Annotated in this window: 27 protein-coding genes, 1 tRNA gene and 1 pseudogene; 24 read left to right on the forward strand and 5 right to left on the reverse strand. The window is 41.0% G+C overall.

The genetic code is table 11. From position 1 onward, the window contains the following. Positions 1 to 45 precede the first annotated feature (45 nt). The 20 genes and pseudogenes from WAX46_RS05695 (at position 46) to WAX46_RS05790 (ending at position 14,520) form a co-directional block, all read left to right on the forward strand. Positions 46 to 486: a phage tail assembly chaperone gene (locus WAX46_RS05695; protein ID WP_008344099.1), complete on the forward strand. Its 441-nt coding sequence runs from the start codon at positions 46 to 48 to the stop codon at positions 484 to 486. Positions 487 to 527: 41 nt separating this feature from the next. Continuing rightward, complete coding sequence (locus tag WAX46_RS05700) at positions 528 to 665, forward strand: hypothetical protein (RefSeq protein WP_008344097.1); 138 nt, start codon at positions 528 to 530, stop codon at positions 663 to 665. 1 nt (position 666) lies between these two features. After that, a complete protein-coding gene (locus tag WAX46_RS05705; RefSeq protein WP_336493491.1) occupies positions 667 to 4,653 on the forward strand; it encodes a transglycosylase SLT domain-containing protein in 3,987 nt (1,328 codons plus the stop codon). Further along, positions 4,646 to 5,314, forward strand: coding sequence for a LysM peptidoglycan-binding domain-containing protein (locus tag WAX46_RS05710; RefSeq protein ID WP_226567367.1), 669 nt, complete (start codon positions 4,646 to 4,648; stop codon positions 5,312 to 5,314). Before WAX46_RS05705 ends, WAX46_RS05710 begins: the two co-directional genes overlap by 8 nt. Before the next feature lie 11 nt (positions 5,315 to 5,325). Beyond that, on the forward strand, positions 5,326 to 6,336 hold the full coding sequence (locus WAX46_RS05715) for an XkdQ/YqbQ family protein (protein WP_336493478.1): 1,011 nt from the start codon (positions 5,326 to 5,328) through the stop codon (positions 6,334 to 6,336). Then, a complete protein-coding gene (locus WAX46_RS05720) occupies positions 6,333 to 6,599 on the forward strand; it encodes a DUF2577 family protein (RefSeq protein ID WP_226567365.1) in 267 nt (88 codons plus the stop codon). The genes WAX46_RS05715 and WAX46_RS05720 overlap by 4 nt, the downstream gene beginning before the upstream one ends. Before the next feature lie 14 nt (positions 6,600 to 6,613). Then, entirely contained in the window at positions 6,614 to 7,036 is a 423-nt protein-coding gene (locus WAX46_RS05725; RefSeq protein WP_226567364.1) for a DUF2634 domain-containing protein, read from the forward strand. Continuing rightward, positions 7,029 to 8,078, forward strand: a complete 1,050-nt coding sequence (locus WAX46_RS05730; protein ID WP_336493479.1) for a baseplate J/gp47 family protein — start codon at positions 7,029 to 7,031, stop codon at positions 8,076 to 8,078. Before WAX46_RS05725 ends, WAX46_RS05730 begins: the two co-directional genes overlap by 8 nt. After that, entirely contained in the window at positions 8,062 to 8,985 is a 924-nt protein-coding gene (locus tag WAX46_RS05735; RefSeq protein WP_336493480.1) for a YmfQ family protein, read from the forward strand. Before WAX46_RS05730 ends, WAX46_RS05735 begins: the two co-directional genes overlap by 17 nt. Before the next feature lie 11 nt (positions 8,986 to 8,996). Beyond that, a complete protein-coding gene (locus WAX46_RS05740) occupies positions 8,997 to 9,380 on the forward strand; it encodes a phage tail-collar fiber domain-containing protein (RefSeq protein WP_336493481.1) in 384 nt (127 codons plus the stop codon). 15 nt (positions 9,381 to 9,395) lie between these two features. Next, a pseudogene (locus WAX46_RS05745) lies at positions 9,396 to 10,274 on the forward strand (hypothetical protein). 9 nt (positions 10,275 to 10,283) lie between these two features. After that, on the forward strand, positions 10,284 to 10,613 hold the full coding sequence (locus tag WAX46_RS05750) for an XkdW family protein (RefSeq protein WP_226567360.1): 330 nt from the start codon (positions 10,284 to 10,286) through the stop codon (positions 10,611 to 10,613). Beyond that, positions 10,610 to 10,783: an XkdX family protein gene (locus tag WAX46_RS05755; protein ID WP_226567359.1), complete on the forward strand. Its 174-nt coding sequence runs from the start codon at positions 10,610 to 10,612 to the stop codon at positions 10,781 to 10,783. Before WAX46_RS05750 ends, WAX46_RS05755 begins: the two co-directional genes overlap by 4 nt. Positions 10,784 to 10,790: 7 nt before the next feature. Continuing rightward, positions 10,791 to 11,927 (forward strand): hypothetical protein, encoded by a 1,137-nt coding sequence (locus WAX46_RS05760; RefSeq protein ID WP_336493482.1) that lies wholly within the window; start codon positions 10,791 to 10,793, stop codon positions 11,925 to 11,927. 12 nt (positions 11,928 to 11,939) lie between these two features. Then, entirely contained in the window at positions 11,940 to 12,236 is a 297-nt protein-coding gene (locus WAX46_RS05765) for a hypothetical protein (protein WP_336493483.1), read from the forward strand. Further along, on the forward strand, positions 12,226 to 12,393 hold the full coding sequence (locus WAX46_RS05770) for an XkdX family protein (RefSeq protein ID WP_336493484.1): 168 nt from the start codon (positions 12,226 to 12,228) through the stop codon (positions 12,391 to 12,393). Before WAX46_RS05765 ends, WAX46_RS05770 begins: the two co-directional genes overlap by 11 nt. Before the next feature lie 33 nt (positions 12,394 to 12,426). Further along, positions 12,427 to 12,693 carry a hemolysin XhlA family protein gene (locus WAX46_RS05775; RefSeq protein ID WP_226567355.1) on the forward strand — a complete coding sequence of 89 codons (267 nt, stop codon included), beginning with the start codon at positions 12,427 to 12,429 and terminating at the stop codon, positions 12,691 to 12,693. 27 nt (positions 12,694 to 12,720) lie between these two features. Then, positions 12,721 to 13,545, forward strand: coding sequence for a peptidoglycan recognition protein family protein (locus WAX46_RS05780; protein ID WP_336493485.1), 825 nt, complete (start codon positions 12,721 to 12,723; stop codon positions 13,543 to 13,545). Next, positions 13,542 to 13,778, forward strand: a complete 237-nt coding sequence (locus WAX46_RS05785; protein ID WP_226570363.1) for a phage holin — start codon at positions 13,542 to 13,544, stop codon at positions 13,776 to 13,778. Before WAX46_RS05780 ends, WAX46_RS05785 begins: the two co-directional genes overlap by 4 nt. Before the next feature lie 340 nt (positions 13,779 to 14,118). After that, positions 14,119 to 14,520: a hypothetical protein gene (locus WAX46_RS05790; protein WP_336493486.1), complete on the forward strand. Its 402-nt coding sequence runs from the start codon at positions 14,119 to 14,121 to the stop codon at positions 14,518 to 14,520. Positions 14,521 to 14,768: 248 nt separating this feature from the next. On the opposite strand, the gene WAX46_RS15775 is transcribed toward WAX46_RS05790, so the two are convergent. The 5 genes from WAX46_RS15775 to WAX46_RS05810 form a co-directional block, all read right to left on the reverse strand. After that, positions 14,769 to 14,948: a tyrosine-type recombinase/integrase gene (locus tag WAX46_RS15775; RefSeq protein ID WP_442895659.1), complete on the reverse strand. Its 180-nt coding sequence runs from the start codon at positions 14,946 to 14,948 to the stop codon at positions 14,769 to 14,771. A gap of 670 nt (positions 14,949 to 15,618) precedes the next feature. Further along, positions 15,619 to 15,691 (reverse strand) — tRNA-Ala (locus WAX46_RS05795). 27 nt (positions 15,692 to 15,718) lie between these two features. Further along, positions 15,719 to 16,096, reverse strand: coding sequence for a tyrosine-type recombinase/integrase (locus WAX46_RS05800; protein ID WP_336493487.1), 378 nt, complete (start codon positions 16,094 to 16,096; stop codon positions 15,719 to 15,721). Beyond that, positions 16,029 to 16,346: a hypothetical protein gene (locus WAX46_RS05805; protein WP_226569599.1), complete on the reverse strand. Its 318-nt coding sequence runs from the start codon at positions 16,344 to 16,346 to the stop codon at positions 16,029 to 16,031. The genes WAX46_RS05800 and WAX46_RS05805 overlap by 68 nt, the downstream gene beginning before the upstream one ends. A gap of 21 nt (positions 16,347 to 16,367) precedes the next feature. Continuing rightward, a complete protein-coding gene (locus tag WAX46_RS05810; protein WP_336493488.1) occupies positions 16,368 to 16,571 on the reverse strand; it encodes a hypothetical protein in 204 nt (67 codons plus the stop codon). Positions 16,572 to 17,523: 952 nt separating this feature from the next. Here WAX46_RS05810 and WAX46_RS05815 point away from each other — a divergent pair. The 4 genes from WAX46_RS05815 to WAX46_RS05830 all read left to right on the forward strand — a co-directional run bounded on the left by WAX46_RS05815 (position 17,524) and on the right by WAX46_RS05830 (position 20,088). Then, on the forward strand, positions 17,524 to 17,820 hold the full coding sequence (locus WAX46_RS05815; protein WP_226569592.1) for a hypothetical protein: 297 nt from the start codon (positions 17,524 to 17,526) through the stop codon (positions 17,818 to 17,820). Positions 17,821 to 17,836: 16 nt separating this feature from the next. Then, positions 17,837 to 18,040, forward strand: a complete 204-nt coding sequence (locus WAX46_RS05820) for a hypothetical protein (RefSeq protein WP_336493489.1) — start codon at positions 17,837 to 17,839, stop codon at positions 18,038 to 18,040. Positions 18,041 to 18,782: 742 nt separating this feature from the next. After that, positions 18,783 to 19,901: a response regulator aspartate phosphatase gene (locus WAX46_RS05825; protein ID WP_226569588.1), complete on the forward strand. Its 1,119-nt coding sequence runs from the start codon at positions 18,783 to 18,785 to the stop codon at positions 19,899 to 19,901. Continuing rightward, positions 19,891 to 20,088 carry a RapH phosphatase inhibitor gene (locus WAX46_RS05830; protein WP_226569586.1) on the forward strand — a complete coding sequence of 66 codons (198 nt, stop codon included), beginning with the start codon at positions 19,891 to 19,893 and terminating at the stop codon, positions 20,086 to 20,088. The genes WAX46_RS05825 and WAX46_RS05830 overlap by 11 nt, the downstream gene beginning before the upstream one ends. Positions 20,089 to 20,248: the final 160 nt, after the last annotated feature.

Consider the following 20,248-nt stretch of genomic DNA (forward strand, 5'->3'; position numbering starts at 1 on the left):
GTGCTTTTTTGCATTCAAAAAACAAATCAAAGGGAGTTTTTAAACATGAGCGAAAAACAAACATTTGATCTTTCATTTTTTATGCCAGGACAAACAGTAGAAGCGGAAGAAGTCAAAGTACCGATTTCCAAGCGTTTTGTTGATAAAAAAGGAAATGTCATCCCTTTTGTCTTCAAAGCAATTACCACTGAACGCATTGATGAGCTGGAAAAAGAAAACACAACGTTCAAAAATGTCAAAGGCAGAGGGCGCGTGAAAGACTTAGACAGCCAGCGCTTCTATGCACGGATTGCGATCGAATCTACTATTTACCCAGATTTCCGTTCAAAGGAATTAAGAGAAGCCTACAGCACACAAGATCCAGTTGAAGTAGCAAAACGTGTTTTGTCTGTCGGCGGTGAATACGCAAACTGGTTAAACAAAGCCATCGAAATCAACGGATTTGAAGACGAAATTGAAGATTTAGAAGATGCAGCAAAAAACTAATAAAAGATGGGGATAAAGAAGCCGTGTTTTTATATTACGCCATGCACGAGCTTCACTATTCCCCATCAGAACTCCTTGATTTATACGAAGCACCAAGACAATTCAAAGCGTTCCTATTTGGACTCATCAGCTACAAACTCGACATGCTAGAAAAAGAAGCAAAGAAAGGAGGGAAATAAACTGGCGAAACTCACTGCACGATTTGAATTAGAAGACCGAGTGTCGAAGAAGCTTTTACGCATTCAAAAACGGTTTCAAACGTTTGAGAAGCAGCTCAAACCATTTAGAAAACCGATTAAAATTAGCATGGAAATGGATGAAAAGAAGCTAAGAAACTTCAATTTATCGATTCGAAAGTTTTCAGTATTATTAATGAGGCTAGATCAGGGAATCTATCGTGATCTAAAATCATTAACAAATCAGTTGAACATGATACCAAATCATATGGTCATTTCCATTCAAGCAAAGGGACTCGATTTCATTAGGTCGAGCATCGATCGCTTGAAAAAAACAGGAACAAGTCCACTTCTGCTAACGTTTAAACTAAATGACCAATTGTCAGGTAAAGTATCATCGATCAAAAAATCAATCCTTCAGCTCATGAACAGAACGTACTATATGAGAGTAAACATAATTGATCAAGCCACCGCTGCTATTCAACGAATAAAAAAGACACTAAAAAGCTTAACGATGTCTAAACACGAAATCAGAGTATCTGTTCAAGACAATGCCAAGAGTAAGTTGAAAAAACGAGATAAGGCAGAGTCGATTGTTAAAGAAAAGAAAACAAAAAAGGATTCAAATGCAGCAGCCGCTATGAAAAAGAATGAAAACAAACAAAGCTGGCTGGGGAATTTGGGAAACAAGGCGCTAAAGGAAATTGAAAAATATGCAGGTGACGTCTCAGATAAGTTGAAGGAGAAATTGAGTCCTAGAAAATTTTGGGACGAAAAGGCACTTCCTTGGGTTGAAAATAAAATGGAAGAGTACAAGCAAGATGTGATCGGAAGAATAAAAGAGAAGATTAAATTTAATCCTGAAAAAAAACTAGATGGATTGGTGACCAATGTATTAGATCGTCTCTTTGGTGCAGGTGATCAATCGAATGGAAGTAGCACTCCGGCACCAACAACAGCACCAACAACAGCGCCAACAACGGCACCAACATCCACACCACCAAATTCAGCTCCCAATAAGAAATCTAAGCCGCGAGGTGGTAAAGGTTTGTTTCGCAATAGTTGTTGTCCCTGTTGTGCAAGAGGTTTAAGCAGGGGAGGATCTACTAAAACTAAAAATAGAAATGGTCAATCACCAAGACAACCTAGAAATCCAAATGCCACAACAAGAACCGAAATGAATAGAAGACCTCCAAGTAAATTAGGGGATGCGTTGAAAAATATCGGTAAAGGGAGCGGTAAATTATTAAAGAAAGTACCTATTCTAGGCAGTGTACTTAGTGCAACAAATCTAATTGGTATGAAAAAAGAGAATGCTGGTGAAAAGATCGGTGCGACTGGAGGAGGAATCGCCGGCGGAATGGCAGGTGCTGCAGCAGGTGCTGCTATTGGCAGTGTAGTTCCAGGGGTAGGTACAGCCATCGGCGGCCTAGTAGGCGGCATCGCTGGAAGTATGGGTGGAGAATCTATCGGTGAAACAATTGGAAAATGGTTTGATGGCGGCGGATTTGAGAAGATTGGTCAAAAAGCCATTGAAATCAAAGATCAAATTGTTGAAGTGTGGTCTACAGTTGCGGACTGGTTTATACAAAATGTGTGGACACCATTAAGCAGCACGGTTGGCACAGTAGCAACCACAATCTGGTCAAGTCTAGTCAATGCCTGGACATGGATACAAGAAACATTCAGTGCAGTTGCGGGCTGGTTTATCGAAAATGTGTGGACACCGTTAAGCGATACAGTTGTTACGGTAGCAACCACGATCTGGTCAAGTCTAGTCAATGCCTGGAAGTGGATACAAGAAACATTCAGTGCAGTTGCGGGCTGGTTTATTGAGAATGTGTGGACACCGCTAAGCGACACAGTCGTTACGGTAGCAACCACGATCTGGTCAAGTCTAGTCAATGCCTGGACGTGGATACAAGAAACATTCAGTGCAGTAGCAGGCTGGTTTATCGAAAACGTTTGGACACCGCTCAGCAGCACAGTCGTTACAGTTGCTACAGGGATTTGGACAGCATTATCAAATGCGTGGAAAACCATTCAATTAATTTTTGGAGCAGTATCCTCTTGGTTTATGAACAATGTATGGAACCCGCTTGTAGAAACGGTTGGAACCATTAAAGATAGCATTGGGAAGAAGTTTGAAGAAGCGTATAAAGTGGTGACAGATATATGGAATGGATTATCCAAATGGTTTAAAGATAATATTCAGACACCGATCGTAAAAGTGGCTGGTGCCATAAGTGATGGTTTTTCTGCAGCATTTGGCTGGGTTAAAAAGATTTTTGAACAAGCGGGCGGTATTGTAGATGTTGTAATAAATTGGATCGTTGGAAAGAAAAAACCTGATAATAATGCCACAGGCGGCTACATCACCCAGCCAACCTTATCATGGGTCGGTGAAGCTGGTAATGAATTTGTCATTCCAACTCAAAATAACAGAGGACGCGGGAAAATGCTTCTTGCTCAGGCGGCTTCTCATCTTGGAATGTCCGTTGTGCCAAGTGGCGGAGCAGCAAACCCGGTGTCGAGCTCTCCAGCTCCTACTGCTGTAGCTTCATCATCTTCTGTCGGTTCAATAGACGGATCGGTCTCGATGACTGGGAACATTCAAGCCTCCAGCATAGGTGAGCAATTTAATCATGATTTTGAACAAGGGCTAAATCAAAAGTTGATTTCGCTTGATCAATGGAAACAAAAAAATATTCAGCAGCCATTTGGTCAATTGACATCAGATTCAGGAAAGTATGGTGAGCAAACAGTTGCTGCTTTTGCGAATGGCCAGCAGATGACACCAACAGGAACAGACAGCTTCTTGCAAAGTCGTGTAAAAGCACCATACCAACAAGTGGTGACAGTGTCACCAACTTGGGGTTCTGGAACTGTTAGTGGTTTTGCAACAGGTCAAAATGCCACATCAATTGGCACAAGCCAATACGTAGACCAACACGTCAAACAACCATTCCTGCAAGCCAAACAAGAATCACCAGGATGGGGTTCAGGAATGATCGAAGCCTTCAATAGCGGTATGCGCTCAAAAGGAAGCGAAGTCACGCAAGCAGCTAAAGAAATGGCCAAGAAAGTGGAACAAGCCTTTAGAGAAGAATTAGACATTCATTCTCCTTCACGTGTCATGATGAGCCTCGGAAAATTTGCATCAATTGGTGTCGTCAAAGGGCTGGACTCAGTTGATGTGAAAAAGTTTGCTGAGAATCAAGCTGGTTCATTAATTGGAGCCTTCAGCGGGATGGGGGCTTCTGGTCTCAGTGTTCAGCAATGGCTCATGGCAGCTCTAATGGCAACTGGCACATCAATGAACTGGCTCCCTGGTCTCATGACGATCGCGCAGCATGAATCAAATGGAAATCCGAGAGCAATCAACTTATGGGATTCCAATGCCAAGAAGGGAACGCCTTCTAAAGGGTTAATGCAAACCATTGGACCAACATTTAACTCAAATAAAGGCAAAGGCATGAATGACATTTGGAACCCAATTCATAATGCCGTTGCAGCCATTAACTACATTAAGGGCAGATATGGAACAGTCTTCAATACGCCTGGATTACGGAGTATGAGAAGAGGGGGCCCTTATAAAGGCTATGCAAATGGTGGACTGATTACCGAGGAGCAGGTAGCTAGAGTTGGTGAAGGAAACAAACGCGAATGGATTATTCCAGAAGAAAGAGGCATTCGCGGCAGGTATTTATTAACACAGGCAGCCAAGGCGCTTGGGATGCAAGTATATGATCCAACAAGTCCAGCTGCTTCTTTACCAGAATCACAGATGCAGCAAGTGACCTCAGCTCAGTCAGTTAGCAGTTCTACATCATCGGGTACGAAACAAATCACCATTCAATTCAATGGGGATCAGCATTTCCATAATGGACAAGATCAACAATCGTTTGTCGAAAAAATGAGACAAATGCTCGTAGACGAACTGGAAGTAGATCTTCATACAGGAACGAAGGGAGTCGTGATTGATGGGTAAGTCAGTGTATCAATTGTGGATTTCCCAAGGGAAGGACAAATTGCGATTCCCTGTCCTTCCGTCTGAACTCGAGATCACAAATAACGTACAAAATGAAACAGTGAAGGTTGCTTCATTTGGAGAACTGACCTTTATTGATGTACCATCTGCTAAACAAATGTCATTTACATCATTATTTCCTAAGAAATATTCGCCTATTGCTGAATATAAAAACATTCCATCACCAGAGAATGCGATAGCGAAAATTGAACGAATGATGCGTTCGAAAAAGTCCGTGCGATTGATTGTTACAGGGACAAAGATCAACATGACGTGCAGCATTGAAAGCTTCACCTATAAGGAAGGGTCTTATGACATTGGTGATCGTGAGTTTACGGTCGAATTAAAGGAGTACAAAACAGCTTCCCCTAGAAAAATCAAGCGAAAGAAAAAAACGAAACAAACCAAAAAGAAAAGAAGCTCAAAAACACCACCAAAAGTGTACACCGTTAAAAAGGGCGATACATTGTGGGCCATTTCAGGAAGGTTCTATGGTGACAGTACAAAATGGCGGCGTATTTGGAATGCCAATAAAGCAGCAATGATTAAACGAAGTAAACGCAATATTAAACAGCCGGGACATTGGATTTTTCCTGGACAAAAACTAAAAATACCACAATAGGGGGGCTGACATTGATTGAGCTTTTTGCCATCAGAAGCGGCACCATGTATGAGCTTGTCACTGAGAGTTTGACACTTCAGGGGCAAAGGTATCAAGCCCCTCGCTCTATTCAGGCAAATATTATCACAAAGCAAGGCAGTCAAACATACTACCGTGTCTCAGAAGGGGACACGGTTCTTTTTAAATGGAAAGGAAAAGAGCTGTTCAGAGGCATTGTTTTTTCCCGGACACCCGTTGAAGGGAAGCTGACCTTTACCGCATACGATATGCTCCAATATTTAGTGAAAAACCAAGATGTATATGTTTTTTCAAATCAAAGAGCAGATCAAATCTTGAAACGGATTGGGACCGACTTTCAAATTCCAATGACCTCCGTAGCAAATACTGGACATGTCATGAAATCACTGGTCTTTAAAAATGATACGAGTTTGTATGACATTATTCTGAAAGCATTGAAAGAAACGAAGCGGCAAACCGGCAGAAACTATCAAATTTATTCTGCTAAAGGCAAGATGGGACTGAGAGCATGGCCGGATCCAGAGGACGTATGGGTCATTGAATCAGGCGTCAATCTTATCGATTATCAATACAGCACCTCCATTGAAGAGACAGCAACACGTGTAAAGATGCGCACGTCTGTAGATGAACACGGGAAGAATAAGAAAAAGGGCAGCAAATCAGATATTTTGGTAATCGAACAGGATAAAGTAGGTCAAAATAAATACGGCATTTTACAGCATGTTGAGACGGTAACAGGTCAAATTAACCAGCCGCAGCTTCAAAAAAGAGCCAAAGTACGGTTAGCAGAAAAGAAAGGCGTCAAACAAGAAGTGAAAAGTATACAAGCTCTAGGAATTCCTGAACTGCAGAGCGGTCTTCCAATCTATCTAAAAATCCCTGAAATCAATGTGAAAAAAACCTACTGGATTGATCAAGACAAACATGAATTCAAGGGGATGAAACATACCATGACAATTGACGTCGTGGAGAAAAATACCATGCCAAAGGGTGATCAAGCGTGAGATTAAGTGAAGCAATTAAACGGCTGGCTGTCAATGCAGTAGACGCAGCCTCTCCAATTGATCTGGTTATTGGAGAAGTCAAGGCGGTTTCTCCTCTCAATATCCGATTAAACGAAAATAGTAAGCTGGTCATTCCAGAAGAACTACTTATTTGGCCGAAGCGCTTGAATAAGGGTGAGGAAGATGAACTAAAAGCGGGAGACAGCATCATGGTGTTGGCAATGGCAGGGGGACAGTCCTTCTACATCATCGACAAATTGTAAGGGAGGTGATGGACGTGGCACTTTCACCAGAGGAAGAAATTGAGGAAACGGAAGAAGACGAAGAGGTGGAAACCTCGACGACGTATCGCATAGATTTTGAAAATGGCCGGCTGACAAACGAAACCATTTCAGGCATTGAGGCAATCCGGCAATTCATTTATATGACATTGCGAACTGAGCGGTATGCACATCCTATCTACAGCCACGACATTGGCACTGAAATCCAGGAGCTATTGACGGACACAGAAGCAACGGATGAATACAAAGAAATGGAGATTCCAAGGTTGCTAGAAGAGGCATTGATCGCTGATGAGCGGATTGATCATATTGAAGAGATAGAGGTCACGAAGCAAAATGACACGTTTCATGTCAAACTAGCCATCGTCACAGATGAGGGCACATTAGAAATAGAGGAGGTGATGGAGGGCCATGTTTGAGGAGCAAACATATGAAGCATTGATGGAAAGAATGCTGGACAGACTGCCAGATGACATGGATAAAAGAGAAAACAGCGTGATTTGGAATGCCTTAGCACCTGCTGCCGCTGAACTGGCTCAGTCCTATATTTGGCTTGATCAAGTATTTGAGCTTGTCTTTGCTGATACAGCACAGGGAGAATTCTTAGATCGGCGAGCTGCTGAAGTAGGGATTGAAAGAAAGCCGGCCACCAAAGCAGTTTGGTCAGCAACCATTCAACCAGAGAACGTAAACATCCCAGCAGGCTCACGTTTTTTTATTGAAGACGTATATTTTCAATATTCGAAGGATGGCACGCTGGAATGCGAGACACCTGGTAAAGACGGCAATGGTCAATTAACAGGTCAGCCGCTGCTATCACTTGATACGATCCCGGGACTTGAATCGATTATCATGAAAGAATTGGTGATTCCAGGGCAAGAGGAAGAAGATGACGCTTCTTTATATGATCGATATCTCATACGTGCAAGGCGAGAGGCTGTCAGTGCCAACAGAGCACATTACAAAAAATGGGCAGAGGAAGTAACCGGTGTTGGCAGAGCGAAAGTGTTCCCGCTTTGGAATGGAGAGGGAACGGTCAAAATTGTCATCACAGACGGCAATTTAGATGTTGCATCAGATCTTCTTGTCAACAGGGTACAGGAGTATATTGATCCTGTGCCAGGGGAAGGGGAAGGACAAGCTCCTATTGGTTCAAAAGCAACCGTAGAAAGCGCCAAGTGGCTGGATATCGACATAGAAGTCGCAGTCGAACTTCAAATGGACTGGACACTTGAAGGAGCGCAAAAAGAAATAGAAGAAAAGGCAAAAGCGCTGTTAAAATCAATCGCATTTGAAAAAAGTACGATTCGAATGTCCGCCTTAAATGACATTCTGTACCATTCAGAAAGTGTGTCAGATTATGCAAATGTGTTATTGAATGGGGAGTCGAAAAACTTAGTATTACAGGACATTGAGATACCGCGTCTTAGGCAGGTGAAGGTTATTGAGCAAACAGAATGAAATGAAAAACTACTTGCCGCCATATTTTACGAAGATTTATGAAGTGGATCATTTAATAAAGACAGAGGCATCAGAGTTCGAGCAATTGGACGAATCCATTTTTGACGTAACGGATCAGTTCTTCCCTTTAACAGCGACGTGGGGATTGAATAGGTGGGAAAGAATGTTTAAGGTGCAACGGGAATCAGATGATTCAATTGAACTACGCAGGGCACGCTTACTCAATATGATGTCGAACATTCCGCCGATCACGTATCTCTCATTAGAGAAATCTGTAAATCGATTTCTCAAGAATCCAAGTGCCATCATTCGTCTGACATCCAATCGCTATCATTTTGCTTTACGTGTGAACCTAGATGACCTACAAAACACTAGATATATTGTAGACATACTTGAAACATTAAAGCCGGCGCACTTGGCTTATACTTTCACCGCCATTCATCATACCGATGTTTATGAAAAAAATCATCATCACCAGCGGCTCACACTGCGAAGCAGAGTGGGTTTTTTCGATCATATCCCGATTTTACTGAACGGTGAATTTGTATTAAATGGTGCGTTCTACCTCAGCGGGACAAGAGACACAACGGATGTTCCTGCTCGCTTTCGACATTCGTTGAAGATGAGAATGCCGTTTCAACAAGAAAAGGAAACAACATACCGCATGAATTATGTCATGACTGGGACAGCGAATGAAACGAAGCAAGGAGCAGCTCTGATGTTGCGGTCAAAGCAGAAACTGCCTCATCACACCAAAAAGAGGATGACATTCCGCCTGCCAGTATATGTTCAAAATGAACAGGGCGGCAGCTTACTGATCAAGGATCATTACTGGATTCTCGATGGATCCGTTCCGCTTGACGGATCAAAAATGCTAGCAGCAACTTCTAAAAAAATAGAGCTATAAGGAGGATTACAATGGCAGATCAATTAACCGTAACAACACTGTATGCACGTCAACAAATGGCAAAGGCAAGAGCAGAAGGAACAAAACTCACAAAAGTCGTCAAAATGGCGTTCGGAAATGGGGGAACAAAGGATGGAAAACCGATCTCTCTTGACGGTACCGAACAAACACTCAAAAAAGAACTAGTTCAAAAGAATATTGATTCGTTTACTTTCATGGAACCAGCAAAAATCCGCTACACCTGTACAATCGCCGAAGGAGAACTAGCAGGAGAAGTCATCAATGAACTAGCCCTTGTCGACGAAGCCGGCAAATTCACCGCCATCCGCACCATGACAGATAAACAAAAAGACGGCGACATCGAATTCGTTTTTGAGATTGATGATATTTATTAATGGAGGGGAAAAGAAGTGGACATCAAAACACCTTTACCGTTTGAAACCTCTGACAAAGCACATGCCAACTTATTTAACCGGATGGTCGACACACTTGTAGAGAATGACAATGCGCTCAGTTGACAGATACAAGGAATCACCAATGAGAGCCTATTTAAGCTAACAGGCGATCAAGCCATTCAAGATGCATCAGTCAGCGGAGAGGAATATCCAATTGGCATTACGTTCATGGATATTGGACAAGCGAATGATACTGGATATCCTACGAGATTTGGCTTTGTGAAAAATGAAAAATATAGTAACTTTCGATTTGTTCAATATTACTATGGGACTGGAAACGAAGCAGGCAGTTATTTTGATAGCACAGGTACGTGGTGCCGTCATTGGTGGACTGGATCGGGTTGGACCGACTGGCATAAACTCTCTGGGTTCTGTCATGCTAATATAGGTACAACTGGGAAGCAGTTATTAACCAAGGGAGAGTATCAAAAAATCCTTTTTAATAGAAAGATAAAAGACAGTCATAACAATTTTGATATCAAAAGTAATCGCTTCATCTGCCCTGAAAACGGAATGTATTCAGTGAATGCAGGTGTGTATATTGAAAGCTTTCAATGATACGCAAACTTTGAATTATCGATCTATTTAAATGGAAGAAGTTATAAAAATATTGCACATCAAAGACAAAGTCCGACAAGCCCCTCTGATGTGTTGAGCTTTAGTATGGGACTTTATGGTGCTGCGAATGTACCGGCTAATAAAGGGGATTATTTAGAAATTTACATGTATGTAGGATATGACGGAGACGTTAGTCGTTATGTATCAGATAATTCAGGCTGGTACAACTATTTTGATATTACAGAAGTAGGCGGCAGAAATTTCTCGAGAGTATAGGAGGATTCTATGATTTTATATGAAGCCATTAAGTATAAATACCCCGATGCGGATCCGCAAAAAGACTTTGAACTTAGAAATGACGGAGACGGTTCGTATATCAACGAGTGGCATCTAGATGTGCCAAAGCCAACGGCAGAAGAATTGAAAGAATGGTGTAAGGAATCCCAAATCAATCCAAGGTATCAACCACCTCTTCTGCTAGATTATCTTGCACAAGAAGTAGCCAAAGAAAAGCTAATGAGAAAACAGCTTGAACATCAATGTGATCATCTAACAAACGAACTAAAAGCGCTAAAAAATGAGATCCTTTTATATAAAGGAGAGCGTGAATCATGAATTATTGGGTAATGGCATTATATTTTAAATGGGTGACCCCTGAATTGGTCAAACAAGCAGTGAAATTAGGTGATTGCTCAATTGCTGATTTAAAAGAAGGGTGTAAGCGAAGGTTGCTTACTTTAGAGCAGCTACAAGAGATCGATTCAAGCTTCAAAGCAAAGGAGTGAAAACTAAATGGAAATAAAAGAACCAAAACCTTTTGAGGTGAATGACAAAGCCCATGCTAATTTGTTCAATGACATGGTCGAAGTATTACTTGAAAATGATTCTGGACTGTTAGAACAGATTAATGATCATATGGACGATGCGAATCCGCATGCGTCTGTAGCAGAAAAGAAAAAATGGAATGAATCGCAGTTATATAAGATTACCGCCGATAATGGCATGCAGCTCATTAATGTGCCAGTTGGCTCAACAATATTCGATGCGATTAAAGACAAAGGAACTTGTACCTTTTATGCTCAACCAGGTATTGAGGATTCACCCGCACCTAACAATTCCGCATTGCGAGGTATTCAATCTGTAGGTCAAGCTAACATTGGTACAGGACTTGCAATCGATACAGCAGGTAATGCGTATTATTTCTACTACAATTCCGATCAAATATCGATTACTTGGACGCAGCTTCCGACAGCAGCTGAGAAAGATAAATGGAACAATGGCCAATTATATAGGCTCACACCCAACAATGGGAGAATAGCAAGGGTGCCGAATGGGACTGATATATTCACGTTATCGACTGGGCCTTACATGGGAGCTCAACTCCTTAATGCTCCCGTAGAAAATGATTTGAGTTTCTATTACATTGATGTTTTAGAGACGGCTTATGAACAAAATGAAGTTATATATAAACGGATTATCGCCACAAGGTCATTTGATAACGTCACCTGGATAGGAACTTTCCATGCTCAAGGATTTAGAGGGTGGAAACGTGTGTTATCAGATGTAGACGCAACTGTCCAATGGTTCACCCCGACGCTTTCCAATGGGTGGAAACAGTATGTATCATCTGAAGGGTTTTCTCATACGTTGCGCTACAGCAAAGACGCTTTAGGTGTCGTTGAGCTTATCGGATCAATTTACGGGGGTACGCTCGGAAACGACATTCCTGCTTTTACTTTACCGGCTGAATACCGTCCCCTCCAATCTACTCATTTAATCGGGGTTGCATCGAGCGTAGGCACGTCCGGAGTTCCGCAGTATCATAGAACCTATATTGGTACCGACGGTCGGGTCTGTATTCAATCTTCTTCTAATACGGCGAATCCGGCGGAGTTTATTACGTTTGGATTCCGTTTCAAATCAGCATAGGAGGTGTTTTATATGATATGGGTTTATAAATACGACGATGAGTTAGTTTGGCAGCCGGGAGAGGAGATTCTTATTGACGTCGAAAATGGCGAAGAAATTCCGGAAAGTTATACGTCAGTTCAGCCGCAGAATGGCCTTTATATCGCTAAGTTTGATGCGGAGAAAGAGGAGTGGTACGAAGCAGCTTCGCAAGAATATATAGACGATTTACAACCGAAGCCGCAGCCGACAGAAACCGAAGTTATGAAACAACAAATCGCTGACCTTTACTATCTTATCGCGTTAGGAGGTATGAAGAATGTCGATTGATTGGTTTTCGATTATTAACGGATTTTACGATGAGAGTCTTTGGTCAAGGAAACGTGCCCATGACGTAGTGGCAGCCGGAAGAATTACGCCGGAACAATACGAAGAAATAACGGGAGATAAATACGAAGCAAATAAGCCGCCAGCCGACGAGGTATAAGCGGCTTTTTATTTTGGAAGGAGAGACGGATAGATGGTGGAGCCGAGCAACAACGAATTAAACGAAAAGATTTCGGATATTCGCGAGTGGCTCGTTCGTATCGATACCAAGGTCGATTATTTCAACGATGTTAAAACAAAAGCAAACCAAGCGGACGAGAAAGCGGACCAGGCGCTGGCTCTGGCGAAAGAAAACCGCGCAGATATTTTAGATATGCGCGCAAATACGAAGTGGGTATGGGGCGTGATGCTTACGGTGGTGGGACTTCTACTATCTCTAGGTATCGCGCTTTTTAAATAAATAAAAACGGAAAAGGGAGACGATTATATGACGATTAAAGTACGTAAAATGCTCGTATCTTCAGCGAAAAAATCAATTAAATGCCCGTATTCAATGAACGCGAAATATATTACTTTCCATAATACGGCGAATGATGCGCCTGCTAAAAACGAAATTAGTTATATGCGAAATAACAACGCAACAGTATCGTTCCATTACGCAGTCGACGATAAAGAAATTATTCAAGGGATCGAAACAAACAGAAACGCATGGCATTGCGGAGACGGAAGCGGCGCAAACAGCGGAAACAGAACGTCAATTGGCGTTGAGGTATGCTATTCAAAATCCGGCGGCGAACGTTATAAAAAGGCGGAAGCATTGGCGATCAAATTTATTGCGCAGCTTCTAAAAGAGCGCGGATGGGGCGTTGATCGCGTCAAGAAACACGAAGATTGGAGCGGAAAACATTGTCCCCACCGCGTGTTAGCCGAAGGCAGATGGGGCGCAGTGAAAGCGGCTATCGCAAAGGAACTGGCAGCGCTAAACGGGAGCAAAACGGCAACCAACAAAGGCACAGCGACTAAACCGGCGAAAACAAGCACGCCTAAAAAACTAACGGTACCTACGGGCATAATCCGTCAAGGCGCTCGCGGCACTGCCGTCACGCAACTTCAAAGCGCACTGGCAGCCGTATACTTCTATCCGAACAAGGGCGCTAAGAATAACGGAATCGACGGCATTTACGGACCGAAAACAGCCAACGCAGTCAAACGATTCCAACTTATGCACGGACTTAGTGCTGACGGTATTTATGGTCCGAAGACGCGCGCTAAATTAGTGGCGGCTCTTAAGAAAGCGGGGTATAGCGTATGAAGACGAATATTAGCGCAGGAACAGTGGCTCGGTTTATTTTGCTTGCGTTAGCTCTCGTAAATAGCGGGCTGACGATGTTTGGCGTTCAGACAATTTCGGTAGACGAAGCGGCTGTGTCCGACTTTATTGCGCTTCTCTTTCTTGGGGCGACTTCGCTTTGGGCGTACTGGAAAAATAACGACGTAACGAAGAAGGCGCGAGAAAGAAAGGCGCTTCATGAGGTCGGCAAGTAGTAGCCGGAACTTTTGGCGGTTGCTTACGTATAAAAACGTAGGTAGCCGTCTTACATAACAATAACGAATAATTAAAAGAAAAAGGTCGTGATTAAATGAAGCGAGTTAGACTACTCTTTTCTATAATAAGCCTTGCTGATAATTGCGGGGTGCTCGTCGAATACTCAGCCGAGTAATAAAGCTGAAAAGGTTCAAGCGAAAGAAACTGGTGCGGATGAAAACTTAAGCGAGGATAGCGGTATTTGGTTGTAAAGTGCGGAAATGAATGACGAGGAGAATTACGACGATTTAGACATTAAAATTGACCAAGTTCTAATATCACCCTCAAGCGCACATTGCGATGAAAGGATCGATGACTAACAAAGGTCATTCATCCTTCAAAGCCTATCCCGCAACGGAAACAATTACGCTAAATACAGGCGAAGAATTAGGCCCGGAGGAAGTAATAACAGTATCCGAAGAAGGTACGTTTAAGCTAAGTAAGAAAGGTGATAGGCTAGATTTCTTTTACACATGGCCGATGTCAAACACGTCGCCAAACGAAGTAACTGGCGTTAGCTTCTCGTGGAAAATCTACGAAATGGCAAACGACCAGTCGACAGTGACCACTCGTACAGAGCTTAAAAACCCCGATAAACCAACGGTTCAGCCGACTAAAATTGAAATGAACCATCGGATTCTATTAATCTTAAAAATCAAAAGCACGTTAAAGATACGGCTGCGGTTCCGGCTGAAGCGCTGAAAAACTCGTTGCCAACGGAAATCTACAACGCAATGAGTCGCTACTTTGACGCAGCAGATATTTATAAATACTACGGCTTGTTATTGCGTGCTAAGGCTTCCGTAGATCCAGCGCTAATGATCGAGCAAGACCCAGAGCCATTCGTAGATGCGTGGCATAAGACGGGAGTGAGTATAGCGTTTAACCATTCGCATATCTCGATGCCCGAGCATCGCTTGTAAGTGCCGGATAGCTCCACCATTTTCTAATTACATTGTCGCGCCGGTATGTCTGAATAAATGCGGGTGTACGTGCTTAGTAATACCGACTTGTTCTGCGTATCTATTTAACTGTTTCCTAAAATGATTCGTTTGTAGTTGTTCACCGTAATTACATAAGAAGACGAAAGGACTATCGAAATCTGAGTTTTCTATAAGAAGTTCTTTTATTCAGTTCATCGTTTTTCTTTAGAGAGGGACGAATATTCCTTGTCGTGTCTTAACGTCACATGCGCTGAAGTAGACAGTACCGGATGCATAATCTACGTTGTCCTTTGTTAAGGATAAAATTTCTCCAAGCCATTGAAGTCAAACGGCTTTTTCGTGTTGCGCAAATCTGAAGGGTGCCCGAAGCGTCTTAATATAATCTTTACGGACTTAGGAGACAAGCCAGGCGTTTTATGTTCGTCCTTTTGACTTATGACCGGCGAATGTAACTCGTTCGTGAAGTAAATACGCAACGAATCCGCAAGCAAAGTCAACGTCAATATCTCGTATGTCACCGTCCAGTCATGCGGTGCGTAATCTAATAAGTGTCGACAAGCCCTCCGGTATCGGTCGATTGTTTCCGGCGCTCTATTTTCCGCGCGTTTTGCTTCGCATATGTTTTCGCAAATAACCGAGATTGAATACGTTTTACCACGCACTGTTTTGGTGATCGTCCGTTCCGCCTTAAAGCACTTACCTTTCCGTCGTTCTGAATGCATTAAAAAATCGCCTCCTATTTCGTAAAGAAGACGATCAATTTATCGGTGCGCTTCACTGCGCATTATTATAGGAGCGGTACACTACGATAAGTCACCGTTAAAAAAACGTTGATGTACCACCGTTTTATCATGTATGGAGCATAGCGGGATCGAACCGCTGACCTCTACGCTGCCAGCGTAGCGCTCTCCCAGCTGAGCTAATGCCCCGGGATGTTTCAACAAATATTATTATATTTAATTCCCCCTTGAAATACAAGGGGGAAGCTCAATTTTGTATGATGCATTATTTTCAACCTTGGGGACGACTTGGGGACGGAGATTTCCTGGCTCTAATTTTGTGTTTCTCAAATGTTTGGGATCAAACTTGTTAAAGTGATTCGCTGCACTCTTTTTCATTTCATCGGTTACATGGCCATATATATCAGATGTTGTTCTGGCACTAGCGTGTCCTGCACGTCTTTGAATAGCACTAATGCTTTCTCCGGCTTCCATCAGCAAAGCAACCATAGTATGGCGCAAATCGTGTAAGCGGATATTTTTTATTTTATATTGGAGTTGTAAAATAGTAGGGTTTACCAAAACCACTATGAAAAATGTATTGGTAATCTTCACCCTCCCATGTATCTTTTAGCTTATTCTTTTCTCTTTTCCACATAAGATAATATAGTGACAATTCATTCATGTACCAGTCCGGCTTCTGTACAAAACGTTTTGAACTTTTTGATTTAGGATCTTTTACATGTGCCTCACCTTGGATTGTCTTTGAAAGAGAACGATTGATTTTAAATCCACCAGCATCCCAATCAACATCTAAATGCCATTCAAGTGCAAGACCTTCGCCTCGTCTCAATCCACCGATCATCGCTGCTAAGAAATAAAGTCTCTATTTAATATCAACTTCTTCATATAAAATCTTAATACATTGAGCAGCTTCATCAGCTTCAAAATAATTCATTTCCTTCTTCTCGTTAACCGGCAAAGGCAACCCTTTTATTGGATCCTTCTTGATAATCTTCCATTCTTCCGTTGCTGTTTTAAAAACCACTTGTAGTAATTTGAAATTATCTAATATAGTTCTTTCTCCCAATCCTCCTGACTTACCATCTTTTCTTGCGCCGTCCTTTGTTAAATCATCTAAAAAGTCAACAGAAACAGGTTCGTAACACTTTAAAAAAGAATTGAAATTGTATAGAGCATTAAAAGTAAAGGAAGAAAACAAAAAGGAACAAGAGGAAAAAAGGGTCTTTTCCCATCTTTAGGAAGCACTTGGACTCATTTAGTTACTTCAAGAGTAAAGTCTTTAAGAAAAAGAGTAGGGGTAGTATGAAATTAACCCCTCTCTTGGAAGATATCTTAGTTTTTAAGCTGTCCTTAGTGAAATGCTTTAAAACTAAATGTTGATGTTTATTGTATTTTTTACGGGTAATTTATTAGATATCACGGTTGCTGTAACTTCGATTTCTTTGATTGAATTTGTTAATAAATTAACTTCGGATGAAAAGGCTCCAGTTTTATCAGTACAAACTGTATGGGGTTTTACAATGCTATTAGATGAACTCGACAGATTTACATTAACACTTTCTAAAGGAACTGTATTACACAATACTATTCCTTTAACTTGAAAACACATATTTTCCTTTTTAATGATTTCTGAAGAAAAAATCATTTTTGCAGTTGTTATTAATTTTTTCGCTGATTTGTTTTAGTTTTTCTTCAACTGTGGGGGTTTCTGCGGAAGGAGAGGAAGCTTCGATTGTTCCAATCGAGGGAGATGCTTCCGCTGAAATGGTCAATATAGCGGTTAATGTGATCGAGAACGGGGAAGTTGATGCTTAGCACCTGTATATGCTTACGGATTGGAAAAATCAAATGTTTACACAGTAGGTGGTGGAGTTATAGTTGTTACAATTCCTATAAATGGGGAATATAGTCTTCCTAGTAATATCACTCTTTTCATCGATGAGGATAATACCGTATTGCAGGCAAATGAAATGTTGGTGACAAAGAATGAGATGGGTAACTTCAAGGTTGAGACTTATTTGGATGGTTCCCTTGTTAAGTCCGTTGATACCGAGCTGTCTTATATGTCAGATGAAGAATTACTTGCAGAAGAACCTTCTGCCATTCAACCTATGGGCGTAAAAGCAACTGCAGCTTGCATCGCAGCAGTGCTTGGGGTTGGTAGTAGCGTGGCTTATTTAATTGCAGTCGCTTGTGCTGGTTCCTGTGCGGCTCCGACGCCGGTTACTGCCCCAATATGTGCAGCATGTATTGGTGCATATGCAGTTCTTGGAGCTGGTGGGATGGGTGCAGTAGTAGGTTGTTTCAAATTGTGAGTCTGAGAGTGTTTCTATGAATAAATTATTGGCAATGTCGATATTAGGATTGGGCCTTAGTGGTGCGGCTTTAATTGTCTCAGTCTCTTTGTTATTCAAATCCCCAACAGAAAACTTTGAGCTGATGTTTGCTGCTGGATCAGCAGGAGCTTGCGCAGTTTTCGTTATCTTATCCCTAGTTATTCGAAAACGTTTAAATCACTTAACTGACAAAAAGTAAAGTAAGTACAAAAAAATCTCGACCTTGTAAAGTGGGGGTTTTTTATTATTTAACTGATTGATAACATAAACTTGTTGCTTGGTTTAAATCATGGATGGAACTAAATTCTTTTGGATAATGTAAATTTTGCAATGCATTTAATCAAAAAGAAAGTTAAATAGGTTCTTATGTGTGTATTTATTTAGTTCTGAACAATCCAAGGCAGTATTTATGCTGATAACTAATCAGAGTACACTTCTTAGCTTGATGGGTATGGGGGAAGGCCAAATAGGAGGTCTTTTTAAATCGCCATTCTCTTTTCTGTTTATCACACGTAAATTCGTCACGAGTAACTAAGTTTTTTAACTGCCCTGCGGATCGTTGATTCATCTTTAACAGTTTTTCTTTTCAAGTCCTCCTTTGTGGGGTTCTTGCGAAAGCGGCTCATATTATAGATGATTTTGTATTTTCGAGATCAGTCATATCATCACCACCAAAAACAATTTATCAGAATGTTTGTTCGGTTTCTAAATGTGCTGTATAATTAAAATTTACAGTTTACCCGCGGAAACGGGATTAAAAAATTCGTATATTTCAATGATCTTCTTCTTTATCAAGCCACTATTACTCATGTATTACTCACATGGCTCCTTTCGAGGAGCTCTTTTTTGTTCGTTTTGCGGTATCTTTTCGGTGCTTTGTGAATGATTGTATGTGATAATAAATGTAATATAAAGTTATTTTATGGAAGGGGAGTAAGGAGATGGAGAAAGTTCTTTCTTCACATGTTGGTGTGAAAATAAATGAATGGCATAAAATGATCCGGCAATTCAGCGTACCAGATGCAGAGATTTTGAAAGCTGAGGTAGAACAAGAAATTGAACGAATGGAAGAGGATCAAGACCTGCTCATCTATTATCAATTGATGTGTTTTCGACATCAAATTATGCTTGATTATATTAAACCTTCAGAGCAACGATCTTTATCCATTTCAGACTTAGTTGATAAAATAGAAAATTCTAATTATCAACTTTCCGGTATGTTGCAATACTATAATGCTTTCTTTAGAGGAATGTATGAATTCAGCAGGAAAGAGTACGTACAGGCTATTCAATATTACAAGATCGCTGAGAAGCAACTTGCATTAGTTGTAGACGATATTGAGCAAGCGGAGTTTCATTTTAAAGTGGCTGAAGCCTACTACATTATGAAACAGACGCATGTTTCGATGCATCATATTATTAAGGCACTAGACATCTATAAGCAGCATGAACAATATAAAGTTCGCCAAATTCAAAGCTTGATTGTTATTGCAGGGAATTATGATGATTTCAAGCGATATGAAAAGTCATTAGAGCATCTGAATACAGCTTATTCTATTGCTGAAGAGCTAGCCGATAAAAGGTTTATTGCCAAGCTACTTTTAAATATAGGAAATACTTACGATAGACAACAAGATTATGCAAAAGCTATACAATATTATCATGAGTCCCTTGATGTATCTGAAGATGGTGTAATTGATCTAAAGCCAGTTATATATGTAAACCTTTGTTGGACGTTATATAAGACAGGAGAAAATGCTGAAGCAGCGAAATTATTGGATAAAGCTTTGAAAAAGATCTCTCATAGTGAATACCCACACGAAATTCTGTTGTTACGTTCTATAAAAACAATATATGAAAGTAATGAAGAGGATGAGATTCAAGCTATGCTTCAGATATTTGAAGAAAAACAATTGTATGTTTTCGTTGAAGAATTCTCAAAAAACCTTGCAATGATTCATGAAAAAAGAGGAAAGTTTGAGAAAGCTACAGAATATTACAGGAGGGCATTTGAAGCCCAACATAATATTCAAAAAGGGGAGTGTCTTTATGAGTATTAAAAAAATGATTGTTATAAGCTCTATTATCTTTTTGGGTGTAGGTGTATATGAAGCGACTAGTATGATTAAACCAGCATCAAACCGAAATACAACAATGGAGGAGACAAATAGAAATACAACTTTCATTCCACAAAAAACTGATCGAAACACGACGATGATTGATCCAAATTCAACATCTGAAAACTAATAGGCAAAATTAAAACAGACCCTCCATGGTCTGTTTCAGCTTGTAGACAAAGTCTACAAGCTTTTTTGTATAATAAGGGTAATAACACAATTCTGCGGGGGATGAACATGTTATCGAAACGTGAAGAAGAGAGAAGAAATCAATTAGAAGTAGTGGCTTT

It is taken from the genome of Bacillus sp. FJAT-53060 (assembly GCF_037104745.1).
GTDB classification, from domain to species: Bacteria; Bacillota; Bacilli; order Bacillales; family Bacillaceae; genus Bacillus; species Bacillus stratosphericus_B.

Excerpts from the sequence above, each read along its gene's own strand:
- WAX46_RS05830 (WP_226569586.1), top strand. The coding sequence starts at position 19,891 with ATGAGTATTAAAAAAATGATTGTTATAAGCTCTATTATCTTTTTGGGT.
- WAX46_RS05820 (WP_336493489.1), top strand. The coding sequence starts at position 17,837 with ATGAATAAATTATTGGCAATGTCGATATTAGGATTGGGCCTTAGTGGT.
- WAX46_RS05700 (WP_008344097.1), top strand. The coding sequence starts at position 528 with ATGCACGAGCTTCACTATTCCCCATCAGAACTCCTTGATTTATACGAA.
- WAX46_RS05695 (WP_008344099.1), top strand. The coding sequence starts at position 46 with ATGAGCGAAAAACAAACATTTGATCTTTCATTTTTTATGCCAGGACAA.
- WAX46_RS05765 (WP_336493483.1), top strand. The coding sequence starts at position 11,940 with ATGATATGGGTTTATAAATACGACGATGAGTTAGTTTGGCAGCCGGGA.
- WAX46_RS05750 (WP_226567360.1), top strand. The coding sequence starts at position 10,284 with ATGATTTTATATGAAGCCATTAAGTATAAATACCCCGATGCGGATCCG.
- WAX46_RS05755 (WP_226567359.1), top strand. The coding sequence starts at position 10,610 with ATGAATTATTGGGTAATGGCATTATATTTTAAATGGGTGACCCCTGAA.
- WAX46_RS05710 (WP_226567367.1), top strand. The coding sequence starts at position 4,646 with ATGGGTAAGTCAGTGTATCAATTGTGGATTTCCCAAGGGAAGGACAAA.
- WAX46_RS05760 (WP_336493482.1), top strand. The coding sequence starts at position 10,791 with ATGGAAATAAAAGAACCAAAACCTTTTGAGGTGAATGACAAAGCCCAT.
- WAX46_RS05825 (WP_226569588.1), top strand. The coding sequence starts at position 18,783 with ATGGAGAAAGTTCTTTCTTCACATGTTGGTGTGAAAATAAATGAATGG.
- WAX46_RS05785 (WP_226570363.1), top strand. The coding sequence starts at position 13,542 with ATGAAGACGAATATTAGCGCAGGAACAGTGGCTCGGTTTATTTTGCTT.
- WAX46_RS05770 (WP_336493484.1), top strand. The coding sequence starts at position 12,226 with ATGTCGATTGATTGGTTTTCGATTATTAACGGATTTTACGATGAGAGT.
- WAX46_RS05805 (WP_226569599.1), bottom strand. The coding sequence starts at position 16,346 with ATGATCGGTGGATTGAGACGAGGCGAAGGTCTTGCACTTGAATGGCAT.
- WAX46_RS05790 (WP_336493486.1), top strand. The coding sequence starts at position 14,119 with ATGAAAGGATCGATGACTAACAAAGGTCATTCATCCTTCAAAGCCTAT.
- WAX46_RS05730 (WP_336493479.1), top strand. The coding sequence starts at position 7,029 with ATGTTTGAGGAGCAAACATATGAAGCATTGATGGAAAGAATGCTGGAC.
- WAX46_RS05780 (WP_336493485.1), top strand. The coding sequence starts at position 12,721 with ATGACGATTAAAGTACGTAAAATGCTCGTATCTTCAGCGAAAAAATCA.
- WAX46_RS05775 (WP_226567355.1), top strand. The coding sequence starts at position 12,427 with ATGGTGGAGCCGAGCAACAACGAATTAAACGAAAAGATTTCGGATATT.
- WAX46_RS05740 (WP_336493481.1), top strand. The coding sequence starts at position 8,997 with ATGGCAGATCAATTAACCGTAACAACACTGTATGCACGTCAACAAATG.